General features: G+C 59.9%; 15 protein-coding genes and 1 pseudogene. 11 read left to right on the top strand and 5 right to left on the bottom strand.

The window, feature by feature from the left end:
* Positions 1-237: 237 nt before the first annotated feature.
* Positions 238-606 (bottom strand): hypothetical protein, encoded by a 369-nt coding sequence (locus tag AC2444_RS35795; RefSeq protein WP_012760344.1) that lies wholly within the window; start codon positions 604-606, stop codon positions 238-240.
* A gap of 159 nt (positions 607-765) precedes the next feature.
* Between AC2444_RS35795 and AC2444_RS35790 the strand changes: the two genes are divergently transcribed.
* Positions 766-1,263: a DUF4142 domain-containing protein gene (locus AC2444_RS35790; RefSeq protein ID WP_012760345.1), complete on the top strand. Its 498-nt coding sequence runs from the start codon at positions 766-768 to the stop codon at positions 1,261-1,263.
* 205 nt (positions 1,264-1,468) lie between these two features.
* Here AC2444_RS35790 and AC2444_RS35785 read toward each other — a convergent pair whose 3' ends face one another.
* Positions 1,469-2,083: a CGNR zinc finger domain-containing protein gene (locus tag AC2444_RS35785; protein ID WP_012760346.1), complete on the bottom strand. Its 615-nt coding sequence runs from the start codon at positions 2,081-2,083 to the stop codon at positions 1,469-1,471.
* A gap of 91 nt (positions 2,084-2,174) precedes the next feature.
* Between AC2444_RS35785 and AC2444_RS35780 the strand changes: the two genes are divergently transcribed.
* From AC2444_RS35780 to AC2444_RS35760, 5 genes are all read left to right on the top strand, one after another.
* The gene (locus AC2444_RS35780; protein ID WP_128450100.1) at positions 2,175-3,203 is read left to right on the top strand and encodes a DMT family transporter; all 1,029 of its coding nucleotides are present in this window, start codon (positions 2,175-2,177) and stop codon (positions 3,201-3,203) included.
* A 108-nt stretch (positions 3,204-3,311) separates the two neighbouring features.
* Positions 3,312-3,881 (top strand): nutrient deprivation-induced protein, encoded by a 570-nt coding sequence (locus tag AC2444_RS35775; RefSeq protein ID WP_128405694.1) that lies wholly within the window; start codon positions 3,312-3,314, stop codon positions 3,879-3,881.
* Complete coding sequence (locus AC2444_RS35770) at positions 3,874-4,290, top strand: phage holin family protein (protein WP_003554747.1); 417 nt, start codon at positions 3,874-3,876, stop codon at positions 4,288-4,290. Before AC2444_RS35775 ends, AC2444_RS35770 begins: the two co-directional genes overlap by 8 nt.
* Positions 4,290-5,288, top strand: a complete 999-nt coding sequence (locus tag AC2444_RS35765; RefSeq protein WP_012760348.1) for a DUF3618 domain-containing protein — start codon at positions 4,290-4,292, stop codon at positions 5,286-5,288. Before AC2444_RS35770 ends, AC2444_RS35765 begins: the two co-directional genes overlap by 1 nt.
* A gap of 214 nt (positions 5,289-5,502) precedes the next feature.
* Positions 5,503-5,676 carry a hypothetical protein gene (locus AC2444_RS35760; protein ID WP_017997545.1) on the top strand — a complete coding sequence of 58 codons (174 nt, stop codon included), beginning with the start codon at positions 5,503-5,505 and terminating at the stop codon, positions 5,674-5,676.
* 245 nt (positions 5,677-5,921) lie between these two features.
* Here the strand turns inward: AC2444_RS35760 and AC2444_RS35755 are convergent, their stop codons facing one another.
* Positions 5,922-6,095, bottom strand: a complete 174-nt coding sequence (locus tag AC2444_RS35755; protein WP_245460407.1) for a hypothetical protein — start codon at positions 6,093-6,095, stop codon at positions 5,922-5,924.
* A 173-nt stretch (positions 6,096-6,268) separates the two neighbouring features.
* Here AC2444_RS35755 and AC2444_RS35750 point away from each other — a divergent pair, with 173 nt between their 5' ends.
* The 3 genes from AC2444_RS35750 (at position 6,269) to AC2444_RS35740 (ending at position 7,584) form a co-directional block, all read left to right on the top strand.
* On the top strand, positions 6,269-6,496 hold the full coding sequence (locus AC2444_RS35750) for a hypothetical protein (protein WP_003554751.1): 228 nt from the start codon (positions 6,269-6,271) through the stop codon (positions 6,494-6,496).
* Positions 6,497-6,851: 355 nt separating this feature from the next.
* Positions 6,852-7,037 (top strand): hypothetical protein, encoded by a 186-nt coding sequence (locus AC2444_RS35745; RefSeq protein WP_128405693.1) that lies wholly within the window; start codon positions 6,852-6,854, stop codon positions 7,035-7,037.
* Between the two features lie 301 nt (positions 7,038-7,338).
* A complete protein-coding gene (locus tag AC2444_RS35740) occupies positions 7,339-7,584 on the top strand; it encodes a DUF2188 domain-containing protein (RefSeq protein WP_003554754.1) in 246 nt (81 codons plus the stop codon).
* A gap of 432 nt (positions 7,585-8,016) precedes the next feature.
* Here AC2444_RS35740 and AC2444_RS35735 read toward each other — a convergent pair whose 3' ends face one another.
* Both AC2444_RS35735 and AC2444_RS35730 read right to left on the bottom strand, forming a co-directional pair.
* Positions 8,017-8,262, bottom strand: a complete 246-nt coding sequence (locus tag AC2444_RS35735; RefSeq protein ID WP_003554756.1) for a DUF982 domain-containing protein — start codon at positions 8,260-8,262, stop codon at positions 8,017-8,019.
* A gap of 242 nt (positions 8,263-8,504) precedes the next feature.
* Positions 8,505-8,720: pseudogene (locus tag AC2444_RS35730) on the bottom strand (BON domain-containing protein); the annotation flags it as partial.
* Between the two features lie 999 nt (positions 8,721-9,719).
* Here AC2444_RS35730 and AC2444_RS35725 point away from each other — a divergent pair.
* A complete protein-coding gene (locus AC2444_RS35725; protein ID WP_128405692.1) occupies positions 9,720-10,751 on the top strand; it encodes a FecR family protein in 1,032 nt (343 codons plus the stop codon).
* A gap of 50 nt (positions 10,752-10,801) precedes the next feature.
* Positions 10,802-13,516, top strand: a complete 2,715-nt coding sequence (locus tag AC2444_RS35720; protein WP_128450099.1) for an EAL domain-containing protein — start codon at positions 10,802-10,804, stop codon at positions 13,514-13,516.
* The last annotated feature ends 113 nt before the right edge of the window (positions 13,517-13,629 follow it).

Here is a 13,629-nt window from a genome sequence, read left to right as displayed (position 1 = left end):
CTGTCTATCATCGGCGCGTCTTTAGCCTTCGTGCCGGTATCCTTCGTGTCGGTCTCGATCGGAGCGCCTACCAGGTCGACCCACCCGCACGTCCTCGCGCCAGACAGGATGTGGCTACAAAGCTGCGCTCAGTCGTGCGCGGTTCGTCATCATTCGTGCCATCGCATTTCTTCCTAGTCGGGTCGGGTCACCGGAGGATAGCTCTACTCCGCCGGCATGCGTCAAAGGGCATTTGCACTAGCGAATCTTCTCAGTGCCACTGGGTGTCGTCACCATGGTCGGACCACCGCCGTTGCCTTGAGGCGTAGGATCGCGATCGGTAGCTTCGGGCGGCCGGCTACCGCCGCCAGCCGGGTTGTTGTCGAACGTTCCGGCGCCGTGAGGCTGGGCGTTGATTGGATCGGGGGCCGTCGATGCCGTGGATTTCGTGTCGGTGTCGATGCTTTCTCCCCAGATCTCGGCCGCCCCCCAGGCAGCCATCGCCAGCACGAGACCACAGACGAGTACCGTAAGCACAGGCTTGCCGTATCGCCCCTGTCTCGCGTCTGTCGCGCTCTCGGTCACCTGCTCGGGCTGGCGCTGCGACTGGTGGTTCGAATTCGTCATCATAAAACTCCCTAGGGTGAACCGCACCAAACCGCGGCCCGATGCGGAAGTTCCAAAACTTTTCGCCGAAGGGCAGCGCTGATCGCGGCTCGGCAAACATCTCCGGAACATTTGCCGTGCGCTGAGGTTGAGACGGCAATTCTTGTAATGGAGACATCGATGAGAATCGTTCTCGCCTCTCTTCTGGTCTACTTGACTGGATTTTCCGCCACGGCAGCAGACGACGCTGTCAAGCAGCACGCAACCGACTTCGCGGCGAAGGCCGCCATGTCCAACATGTTCGAGATCGAGGCCGCGAAGATCGAGATCGCGAGCGGAAAGGCTGATGACGCCAAACAGTTCGCGCATGACATGATCAGGGATCACGGCAAGGCCGGGCCTGTTCTGAATGATGCCGCGAAACACGACGGCATCGAACTGCCCGCCGATCTCAACGCAGAGTACACTGCGAAACTGGATGCCCTCCGGCAAAGCGACGCCGCCAATCTCGATCAGGCCTATCTTTCCACTCAAGTGACCGCCCACGAAGAAGCCGTGAGCCTCTTCGACAGCTATTCAAAGCAGGGGCCGGACGGGCAACTCAAGCGGACGGCTGCAAAGATCCTGCCGGACCTTCGAATGCATTTGACGCGGATCCGCGGCCTCACCTCGAAATGACGGCGGGAACGATCTGGCCGCCGGTTGTTCAGTCCCGTCCTGCCATTGTCAGAACAACGCCACTGCCGCGACCATTGCGAAGGCTGAAGCCACGCCCGGCCCGCTTTGGAGGGGCCGGGAACGCTGCGACATAGCGGGTGGTTAGCAACGACGCGGGCTTCCTTTGGACACGCCCATGTGCGCGGCGTGCGTGGTGCTATCCTCGTTAAGTAGACCTCAGCCGGAACTTTCGCACTCTTGCATTTGATCCGCAGGTTTTATCCGAGCACCATCGCCTGTGACCGCCGCGAGACTGGTCCAGGAAAAGCCAGCCGCAATTTCGACCTTGGCACGCGCGCACAGGACGGCGTTCGTCTCGCGACGTCAGCAACCCGGCAGCCAACAGGGCGATACGATTGCTGATCGCATCCAAGTCCTTGGCGTCCGAGCGACGCCATTCTATGGTGCCTCCAACCTGGCCCAATGTTTGTTGCGACAGGCCACGTCTGGCCATGTCGGCGACAAGCTTGAGATCATTCGAACTAATTTGGCTTTCATCAAACTCGGACAGGAACAGTCGGCATAGGGCCTCACGCAGGGCCTTTGCTTGGCCGAGTTCTTTTTCGGCGTCCGACCTGGATCTGTTAGCCCTGACCAGCAAGGCGTCGCGTTCCTTGTCGTCGATCACATCGAGACGATGGGCCCACGCCACGAGGTCGTCGTAGCTATTCAGGAAATCCGGCCCCCAACGTCCACCGCGACTATCGACCGTGTTGACGAAGTCGAGTGCCGGATGACCGCCAAGAAGGCTGATGTCATCGATCGTCTTTTGCGTGTCCATGACGTGAATATCGTTCCGCGGAACGATTTGAACAAGAGCGGGTTGTAACGAGATAAATTAATTTTACTCGTTACAATGATCGGAGCCCCTCATGCTCGCCGACGTCAACAAAAATCACCTGCGTTTTCTCATGCTGTGCATGATCTGGGGGAGCACCTGGATCGGAACGAAGGCGGGCATCGAGGCCGTTCCGCCTCTCCTGTTCGCCGGCACCCGTTTCACCGCGGCCGGCATTTTGCTTCTTCTCTACACGCTGGCCAAAGGCGAGACTGCTCGCTTCAAGGTGCAAGACGGCTTTCGCTTCGCCGTCGTCAGCATCCTGATGATCACGCTCTGCTACGGCCCTCTGTTCTGGGGCATGCAATATATCGATTCCGGCACTGCCGCCGTTCTGGAAATGTCGCTTACCCCCATCGCGCTCCTGGTGTTTGCTCTCGTCCTCAACGAAGAGAAGTTGGATGGCCGTCGCATCCTTGCGATCGTTCTGGGGGTCTGTGGACTGGTCGTCCTGTTCTGGCCGGCCTCCGCCCAAGTAAGTCCACCGGCTCCCGAAGCCTTCCCAGGCGCGAGCCTATGGGGAGGATTGGCGGTTGCATCAGCGGCCTTCACCTATGGCTACGGCTCGGTGCTGGCCCGTCCACTGCTGCGCACCTATCCGGCCTTGTTCGTTTCAGGTGTGACGACCTTGGTCGGAGGCATCGTGCTGCTGATTGCAGCGCTGGCTTTCGAACCGGGGGCAGTTTCCGCCCTCGCGGGCGATTGGGGCACGGTGGCTTGGCTCGGCTGGTTTTTCCTTGTGATCTTCGGCTCGCTGATCGGCTACACGACCTTCATGCGCCTTTTGCGGGATATCGGCGCATCTCGCGCAGGCAGCTACGCCTTCGTGTCACCGGTGATCGCCGTCGCCCTTGGCGCCGCAGTCTTCGCCGAGCAGATCACCGCAATGGATGTGATTGGCATCGTCGTGATGCTGAGTGGCGCCTATCTTGCCATGTCAGGAGTGCCGGCGACCGACGCAACCGTCCTCGAAAGTAAACCCGATCGGAAACGGCCCCACGAAGATACCGACAACGTCCCCAAATGCCAACTCCGCGCGTTGACCAAACAAAATCAGCAATGACTACGGTGAGGCTGGAAAAAATTGCTCCGGGCGGAGTCGGGAACAAAGCCGCCCACTCAAGGTTCGTGGGTGCGGCAATCGCCGCTGGTTCAGTCATGGGAGGCTTCAGTGTCAAACGAATTCACAGAAATGGATGGCAGGGCACGGCCGTCATCCGAGACATCACTACAATCTAAAGATGCAATGTCGTCACCGCAACCTTCCGCGTCACTCGCGGGATTGAAGGAAAAGTTGGCTGATGACGTGACCGCCGCCAAGAACACCATAAAAGAAGGCGCCGAAACCGCGGTCGAGAAGGTCAAAGAGGTGGTTTCCGATCAAACGACATTCGCCGCCCGCCAGGTTGGCGGCGTGGCAAAGGCGCTTGAGAAAGTTGGCGCTGAACTTGAAGCATCCGATCAACCGGAGGTCGGACGCTATGCCAAGCAGATCGGACGAAGCTTCCAAGGCTTCGCGACCCAGATGCAGGACAAAGACATCGGCGAAATCGCGGCGATGGCTGAGGAATTCGGCCGCAAGCAGCCGCTAGCGTTTCTTGGCATTGCAGCACTTGCGGGATTGAGCGCAAGCAGATTTTTGACGGCTTCCGCCAAGCGAGCGCCATCACAAGCAAAGAGGCGGACATCCCCGGCGACGCCTACGGGATCATCTACGACGGGAGGCTACACCAATGGCTAAATCTCCCGAGACTGCTCCCCTTTCAGAACTGATTGGCGGTCTCGTCGCCGATGTCACGGGTCTGTTGCGCAAGGAAATCGATCTCGCGAAGACCGAGGTGTCCGAAAAGTTCTCGCAAGCGCTCAACGGCGTAGAAGTGGTCATGTTCGGCCTTGTCCTGGCGGTGGGGGCCGTGGGCGTCCTGCTGAGCGCCCTGGTTGCCGGGGTTGCGGCCTTCCTGGTCACTCAGGGTTTGACCGAAACAAGCGCCGGTGCGCTCGCCTCCCTTATCGTCGGCGTGTTCATCGCCCTCATCGCGTGGGCGATGGTCTCTCGAGGCCTCACCGCACTTCGTCGAAGCAACATGAAACTGGATCGAACCGCGACCTCGCTTCGCCGCGACGTCGACGTTGTGAAGGAAAAGATCTGATGGAAACTTCAACCGAAAAAACATCCGCCGATCTTCAGCGAGAGATCGATCGGGATCGCCAGCGCATTGGAGATCGCATCGACGCCATTCAAGAACGGATGTCGCCAGGCCAGTTGGTCGATGAGGTCCTTGCCTACGCAAAGGGCAGCGGCGGGGGAGAGTATGTTAGCAACCTCGGCCAAGCGCTGAAGGCAAATCCACTGCCCGTCGCATTGATGGGTGTGAGCCTTGCGTGGCTCATGGCCAAGGGGACCCCCGCAAGCCCGGCTGCCAGCCATCAGCCCGAACCTGAGTATCCGCTATATCCGGCGAGCGGCACGGTCCGTCGTCTTGGCCCACCCGAGACCCAGAACGGATCCCGCTACAGTCACTTCGCAGACAGCTCTGGCAAGAGGCTTAAGGCACTGACCGATGAAAGCGGACACCGTGCGGGTCACTTCGTCGATGAAGCAGGTAAGACTTATCGCGGGTTCGCGGATGCCACCGGCAGACACGTCGATCAGATCACCGACGAGACGGGTGCGATGTTCGACGCGGCGACTGGCTGGGCGGCGGAGAGATGGGAGCAGGCAAAAAGCGCCGCAAGCGGGATGAGTGCGCGTGCGTCCGCGGCCGCGAGCTCGCTGTCTACCCAATCGTCTTCAGCGGCGACAAGTCTCCAAGAGCAAACCAGCAAGCTCAACGAGATAATCCTCACGCAGTTCCGCGATCAGCCGCTGGTTGGGGGCGCTCTGGCTTTCGCCGTCGGAGCCGCTATCGGCGCAGCGTTGCCGCACACCGACACTGAAGACGAGGTGTTCGGCGAGGCTTCCGACGCGACCACAGACAAGCTCAGCGCTCAAGCCCTCGACGTTGTCGACCAAGGCAAAGAGGTGGCGACGGAGGTCTACGAAGAGGCCGCTTCGATCGCCTCAGATGCCCACGATGCCGTTAAGGAGCGTGTCGTAACCAAGGTCGATGCACTGAAGCCAGGTCCGCAGGGCGGTCAAGCGAATTAACAGTGGATCAGCGAGGGCACGAATCCGCTGCAGTCACAACTCGTCGGCGCATGTGTGCCGACGCCATGCCATTTGGTGGCAAGCGGCCTCTAATCTCGAAGGAAGGAACGTGGCATGTCTGCGACGAAAATCCCCCTCACCGACTTCATGATCTGGCTCTTCACGACCTAGCCCGCCACGCAATGGCCGGATGGCTGTCGTAGGCGGAGTCGAAATGGATTGCGCCCGCGAGATGCGCCGCGATCCTGTCCTGGAAGTCGAAGATGTCCTCAGTCGCGCCATCATAGCGCTCGGGCCAAAGCTGGGTCCGTATCTCGGCATCGACCAGTCGCACGCAGATACGCAGCCGATCCCTTCCCCGGCGAACCGTCCCTTCGACCACGCGTAAGTCGTCGAGATGTTCGCGTGCCGATCCGTATATGCAGATACCTGACGAGGCGGCCAGGCGCACCGCGATGTTGACGCCATCGCCTAGCGAATGGTCGCCACAACCACGTCACCAAGATTAACGCCGATGCGAGATTTCAAGCGCCGATCGATCGGGAGGTCTTGCGAGAGGCTGACAACGCCGCGCTGGACTCCAATCGCGCACCGGACCGCCTGGACAGCGCTCGGAACTCCGCGACAAGGCCGTCACTCGTGCTGCCCGAAGATACGGCCACCGTGCTCGCGCACCAACTCGGCAATCCGACCGTGGCACAAATTGAGTGCACGGACCGTGCGCTCCTCGTCCAGCGCCCTGAGGCGGCTGAAGCCGGCGACATCGGTGGGAAGGATGGCTGCAAGCTCCCGATCCACAGCGGTCACGCCTTCGTAGCCGTACCGTCTCTGAGCCGGAGGGTCGACAGGCGAAGATGCGAAATTGGAAGCCGGCCGGGTTGACGGGTGATCCTTATCCACCAGATGACGACGTGAACGTTCCTAGGCATTCTCATTTCCCGGATTTCTGTTATTGTCCACGAGTCAGTGGAGTAGGCGTGATGGTTGCAGCAAGTTTGGTACCGGGTGCGTTTTACTGGGCGAAATCCTCGAAGTACTTCGATGGACGAACGACGGTCGTTCAGGTCTCTACGGTCTTCGGCAAGGATCCGGACTACTGGACGTTGGCGCTGCTGGGAACAGATCAGCACGCCATGCCGACGGAATTCGAGATCATCGCTCCCGCGGAGTTCCCAGGAGAGTACCCTATCCGTCAAGCCGCCGAGTGAACCGTTCATCTCGCTTTACAAAGGCCGACGGCGATCACCCTTTTTGCATATTCATACCGACAATTGGGCTTTCGTATATGGAACACGACGACCAACCCGTTCGGAGTCCAGTCGATGGAGAATCTTGCTGCCATAACCGTTGGAACTTGCGAGAATTCGACGACGGCTGAAGTCCACGCTCGGCTAACCATCGGCGAGGACGGACGACCTGCTCTTCCAGAAGACAGTCCGTCGTGTCGTTCCCGTCGAGCCGGCCGCCTCCCGATCATGCCCGCGATGGGTTCGCCCGGCTTTAGCGCACGCTCGGAACCTGTTTTCGCATCTCCAGGCCCGCCGCTCCCGCGGTACGACGTCGATGCTGAACCTGTATATGATCGACGGCGGAGCATCTGCTGTCTACGACCGTCAGCCGGTCGCCGAATACCCCAGGCGCGTGGACCGTAGCGATGTCGCCGAGATGATCCTCGTCGACGGGCACGAGCGGCCGTACTTGTCTAGGCTCGGGATAGTTGACCCGTCGAGGCTGGAGGATGGTATCTGACGAAGGAGAAGCCGTTCTTGGAGACGCCGGACGCGCTACATCGTCGTGAGGGGCCGCCTTTGGAGGAAGGCGGATCCGAACCTGCCTTAAGCGGAGCGGAAGCGCCTGGCGAGCGCGACGCTTATGCGCAGTGGTACCGACGTCAGACAGGTGATGATTGACCAGACCCCGCGCCCTGCCGTCGTCAAACTTCTCTTCATAAGCCTGCGGACTGGTGGTTGCCGCCCATTGCGCGAGACCCCGCGATTGGAATATTGGCGCTCCGCTCTAACTTGATATCGACGCCAAGGAGGACAACTGCATGGCCACTATCACTTACCACGTCGGCGAGCATGACGGCGGCTACGGCTACCGTTTGGGGGACGTCTGGTCGGAGACCTATCCGGATCACGATAGCGCGCTCGCCGCCGCCAAATCTGCAGCCCAGCGTCAGCATATTGAAGGCCGCGATGCCGAAATCTCCTATCAACTCGCCGATGGTCGGTGGCAGACGGAACATGCCGATGGCGGCGACCGTCCGGATACGGAAGTCGTCGACGACGAATAGGGAACGGTGATCGGCGAAGCTTTCGCAGTGACCGCGATTGTGCGGGCGATTATGTCCTGGCGCGCGGCTTGAACCTGCAAGTCGTCGCCGAAGGCTCGGAGGCCCGACAGCTCCGTCGAGAGGCTTTCCAATGGGATGGCCAAAGATTCTATCCGCTAGGGTATTAGGCTCATCCGACTTCAGCGAGCGGGTCTCGGAAGCCTAGCCTCCTCTCTTGGATGACGCACTGCTCGATCTCGGAGCAGGTCTCGCGCCTTCCAAACCGGGGTCGAATTGAACGGATGCGCTCGAAGAGTGTGCGCGCTTCGACCATTTGGTGCGCCTCGCGGTGACGCGCATCGAAAGACGAAGCTTCTCCAGTTCAGCGCTCTCGTGAGGCGATCCAAATTCAAATCGAGCGGGTGGCCCACGAGCGCAAGTGTTGTGCGGTCTCTAAGAGCGAAGAATACCCACTTCGATCGCCGCTTCCAGAAAGGCACGTGCTGCCGCGGCATGCTCCGCTTCTCCGCTGAGCGACTTCATGCAGGCACGTTTCGCAATGGCGAAAGATTTGCCGCCCTTTTCGGGCCAACAGGTCATGAGGGTCGCGAGGGCCTCGCGGCTGTTTTTGACGCTCTTGAAGTGATCCCCGCCCCCGACCGCGATCTCGATAGGCGTTTGCCAGATTTCCGTCGGCATCGATACCTCCTGCTCATGACTCTGACAAGGTAAATGCCCCGGCGCGAACGGCGTTCCAGAGCTAGGACCTTGGTCTGATGGGTTCAATTGGGCATTTTGCGCGGTAACCGGTGTTATTCGAAGGCGCCGCCCCAATCTGTGATCGCCTTTCCAGGGACGAGCAGTGGGAGTTTTACCGCATACTGCATCTCGGGCACCATTTCTCACCGCCGGTCCGACCTTGGTCCTAGCTCAGGATCCGCCTACTGAGTGGGAGAACGGCTCAGCATCCGGTCCTGCACCTTCTCCCAGCCGACGATCATCGCGGCAAGCGAGATGGCTTTGTCGCGGTCCACAGCCTTGGTTATAAAGCCTTCGAGCAGGAAGACAGGACCGAGCATCCTGATCTCGATGGCGCTGCTGTCGATCTCCGGATCGGCGGCAAGCGCTGCTTCGATCGTGGCGATCGTGGACGCGGAAGGGGCCGAGCTTCATTTTCCCCTTCTGTTCGGCCCCTCCACGGACCTTCGCGTTGCCTCACATGACATATGAGCAGCGTGTCCTGACGTCGCCAGCCGGACTTAAGTCCGGCTTTCCCTCGGCACGATCCGCATTAAATTCTCCTGATCCTTGCTGAAAGGACGTCAGGGAGGTTCTAGCAATGTTGCCAACTCCAGTCAGAACCTCCCTGATGACGTCTCAAAGTTGTCGAACGTTGTAGGGTTTCCGATCGCAGCATATGGAGAACGCTTAGTGGTGTGCAGCTCGCACATCGATGGAAAATGTTTTGCCTAGACCGGCCCCCCGATCGAGTTTGATATCGGACGGTGTCTACGATTTCGCTGGAAGGTGCTCGGGTGCGATGACCACTCGCTTGGTCTGATGATGCCAAGGACTGGGCGTATGGCGGAGGGGTGACGCCAATAAGAACAGGAGTTTATTTTGGCAGCGCCCAGGATGAGCATCGCAGGCTCGCCCATCGTCGGCAGCGAGCGGCGTGAGGTTGCCCCCGTGGCACCCGCACGGTTGGTTGAGTGACTCCACAATCACCCATCGGCGTGGCCCGGTAAATCGCAAGTTAGGTTGCAGGTGGAGAGAACCGCTTACGCTCGAGCGGAACTTGCTGGGCTGTCAAAAAAGCCCCCAGGTAGTCCGGGGCTAGTGAGCGTGCATGGAAGGGGTCGCGTCATCGGCCGCGCATGACATCGAGTGGACCGCGTGGCAACTCCGCTCGGGGAGCGGATCGAATGGGGCGCGAGAGTGCGGATCCCGCGAGTGAGATGCCCGAGCAATTGGAGCGCGCGACGTGGTGCGTCCAAGTGCCGGCAGCATGAGCGCGTCCGTTGTCGTAGCCAATTTTCAAATCCCCTGGCTCGTACGCTTTCGTACCAATCGCTCCATACGAAAATCCGCATTCGGTCTTAAAATCATTCTTAATTAGGTAGTGCTTCACTACCCGAAACGTCGGGGAAGCATTCATGCCTGCAATAAATCGAATTCTGATAGCCGCACTGATATTGTTGACGACAGCCGCGTTCGCGGCTGCCGACGACTGGCGGGTCGTCAAAGCCACGAATCAAGCGAAATATTCCGTCGACCGAACGAACTGGCTGGACCTGAGCCCAGGAGACGTGGTCCCTAACCGGGCATGGGTTTCGACAGGTCCGCGCGGACGGATGCAGCTTGCCAGAGGCGTGGAGAGCATCACTTTCCAACCAAATACGCTGGCCTCCATCACCACCAACGGATTTCTTTCCAGGAAGACCGAGATCGTCCAGCAGGTCGGTTCGCTGGACCTTGAGATCGAAAAGCGAAGCCAGCCCCATACGACGGTGCAGACGCCCTATCTGGCGGCCGTCGTGAAAGGAACGATCTTCCACGTGACGGTAGATCGTACGAAGGCATCCGTCTCCGTCGATCGCGGCCTAGTCCAGGTCACGTCCTTCGCAAGCGGCCAGCAATCCAATGTAGGGCCGCGCCAGAGCGCAGCGGTCGATAGCAAGGCTGGCATGACGGTAAGGGGCCAGCTATCCAAGCCCGAGATCATATCTGTTGCACCGTCGGCCGCCAAGGTCCCTGCCGTCGGCACCACGAATATCGCGGGTGCGGTCGAGGCGTCCGAGGCTAAGAACAAGTCTCCGACTGCTGGCAAGGATAAGAATTCCAGTGCCAGCAGCGATGGCAATAGTGCGAACGGCAAGGGCACTGACAGCAGCAGTAACGGAAACGGCAACAGCGGGAGCAATGGCAACAGCGGCGGCAATGGTAACGGCAATTCCGGTGGAAACGGGAACGGAAACAGTGGCAAGAGCGATAATAACAGCGGGGGCAACGGCAACAGCAATTCCGGCGGCAATGGCAACGGAAATAGCGGCAAGGGCAACAACAATAGCGGGGGCAACGGCAATTCCGGCGGCAATGGCAACGGAAACAGCGGCAAGGGCAACAACAATAGCGGGGGCAATGGTAACGGTAATTCCGGCGGACACGGCAAAGGCAAGGACAAGTGAGTCGAAGGACTACAGCGGGCGGAGACTATGTCTCGGGTAACGTCAGCACCATGTCGGCTCGTATTCTGCTGATCGCCGCGATGCTGGCGCTGCCGCTCACCGCAGCCAACGTCGGCATCTTTCAAGCCTTCAACAACAGCCTTTTTGCGAAGCGCTTCGAATGGGCTCCTCGCCAAGCTTCCGGCAACGTCATCTTCGTTGCAATTGACAAACATTCTCTCGACGCCGTTGGGACCTGGCCGTGGCCGCGGAGCATTTATGCGACCCTAGTCGATAAGCTGATTGGGTCAGGCGCCAGGGACATCTTCCTCGACGTCGATTTCAGTGCGTTCTCCAGCAAGCACGAGGACGACCGTCTGGCGGCGGCGCTAAAGAGAGCCGGAGGAGGTGTGCTTTTGCCGGTGTTCCGGCAGCAGGAGACGGCGTCATCGTCTCAGACGGCGGTGACGAGGCCGATCCCACAATTTCTTGAGAATGCCTGGCCCGTATTCGCCAATGTCGCTATGGATGCGGATGGAGTCGTCCGCCGTTTCGATTTGGGAAGCCAGCTTGACGGGAACCGCACTCAGTCCGCTGCATCGGCTGTTGGCAGGATCGACAGCAGTTCCGGTTCCCTGCTGATCGACTACTCGATAAGGCCCGAGACCATCCCGACAATCTCCTTGTCCGAGGTGCTGAATGGAAGCGTACCGGCCGAGGCGATGAGAGACCGCTCGGTTGTCGTGGGAGCATCTGCGACCGAGCTGAAAGACATTTTCCCTGTTCCCGTATATGGAGCGATCGCCGGCCCGCTCATCCACGTGCTTGCCGCGGAAACGCTCCTCCAGAACCGCTTCCTGAGAATATTCGATCAGGCGCCGCTGGAACTCCTGTTTGCGGTCTTGCTTATTGTCCTTGTGATCTGCGGGCGCTCGACCCGAATTATGACGATGGCGGCCGCCGGACTGACCACGGTCATCGTCGGCGAAATCGGCGCATTCCTGCTGCAACGGCAGTACGGCCTTCTTGTCGGGACAGCGGTGCCGTGGTCGATGCTTCTGCTCGCCTGGATGCTGGCCCTGAACGAACGCGTCGACCTCGGTCAAATGCTTGTTGCCATGGCCAACAGGGAAGCTCGAAACACCAGACGCCTCATGAGAAGGATTATTGCCGACAGTTCGGACGGCGTCGTTGCATTCGACGGCGATCTGAGGATCGTCGAGGCGAGCGAATCCGCAAAAGCCTTGCTGCGGGTCGATGTCGGTACCTTGCTTCTCGATGGCACCGACACCGCCATGATCGGCATTCTGCGAAGGCTGGTTTCAGAACACGATGCTGAACCAAACAGGATACACACGGCTCTTGCCGATTTCACCGGCAGCGGTGGTTCGCATGCCGCTCACTACGAGGTGTCCATCACAATTTCGCCTACCGAACAGACGACGGCGGCGCGCTCGCGGTTCGCCGGTTGCCTGATCATGCGAGACGTCACCGCGCGACGCGAATATGAGCACCGGTTGAAGAAGCTATCCGAACGGGACGACCTCACCGGATTGCTCAATCGTCGGGAATTCGCGTCCCGACTGGCCGCCATTGAAGACGAGGTCCTCGTTTCGGTGCTGGATATCAAACGTTTCTCGTCGCTTTGCGCCACTCTTGGCCGCGACGCCGGGGACGAGCTTTTGAAAGCTGTGGCGGCCAGGCTGGCGAGCGCGTTCGCCGACGATTTGCTGGCAAGACTGGACGGTGACCATTTCGGCATCGCCACCCTCACAAACGATGAACGTCGGATCGAGGATTTTGCAGATAGTCTTTCGCGGCTGTTCGAAGAGCCCATATTGCTCCGCGGCGCGGTAGTCCCGGTCTCGGTTCGCCTCGGAGTAGCCCGCTCGGGCGACGCGGCGCCCGGCGCTCGTCTGGCCGCCGCTGAATCTGCGCTGGATGCCGTCAAGGCCAGCCCTGGGCAACGATGGTCGTCTTTCGATCCTTCTACCGCCGTTCGCCAAGCGCGGTCGCGCCGGCTGGAGCGGGACATGCGCGATGCTCTCCAGAACCGGCAGTTCTTCCTGCAGTTCCAGCCGCAGATCGAATTCAGAAGCAGGCGCCTCGTCGGCGCGGAGGCTTTGATCAGATGGAACCATCCGGAGTTCGGGTTGATATCTCCGGCCGAGTTCATCCCGATCGCTGAATCCTCCGGCATCATCTGCGATATCGGCCGCTGGACTCTGTTTGAAGCCTGCACCGAGGCCGCCGCTTGGCCTGGCGAGCTCAGCGTCGCAGTCAACGTTTCGGCACTTCAGTTCGAGGGGTCCGACGTCGAGGCCGACGTGCGGGACGCATTATCCTGCAGCGGGCTTCCTGCCTCCCGCTTGTGCCTGGAATTGACGGAATCCGCGTTCCTCGACAAAGGCGGCGCCTCAATCGCCAAGATGCGCGCACTTCGCGATCGGGGAGTCGTCATTGCCCTGGATGACTTCGGGACCGGCTATTCATCGATGAACTATCTTGCCGATCTTCCTCTCGACAAGCTCAAGATCGATCAGTCCTTTGTCAGGCGAATGAACGGCAATCCAAGCATATTCGAAATAGTGCGGGCGATCGTCTCCTTGGCGCACGGCTTGAACTTGGTAGTTGTCGCCGAGGGCGTCGAAACCGAGGTGGAGGCCGAGGCGCTACATCGGCTCGGATGCGAGACGGGACAGGGCTATCTCTTCGGGAGGCCGGACGAGGCACTTCGAATGCTTTCCAATTGGAACGTCCAAATGCGTCTCTCCGCCAACGTCTGACGGCGCGCGGGATTCGCGCCGGAGCGACGCGCGTTCGACGGACGATTCATGCATCGCCAGGGTGATGTGCCCGATTTCCGTACTCCCAGCTCATTCGAATTGCGTCGCCTTCC

The sequence above is a fragment of the Rhizobium sp. WSM1328 genome, assembly GCF_057653715.1.
Note: the sequence above shows the minus strand (reverse complement) of the source record. Positions and strands in the feature narration are given on the sequence as shown.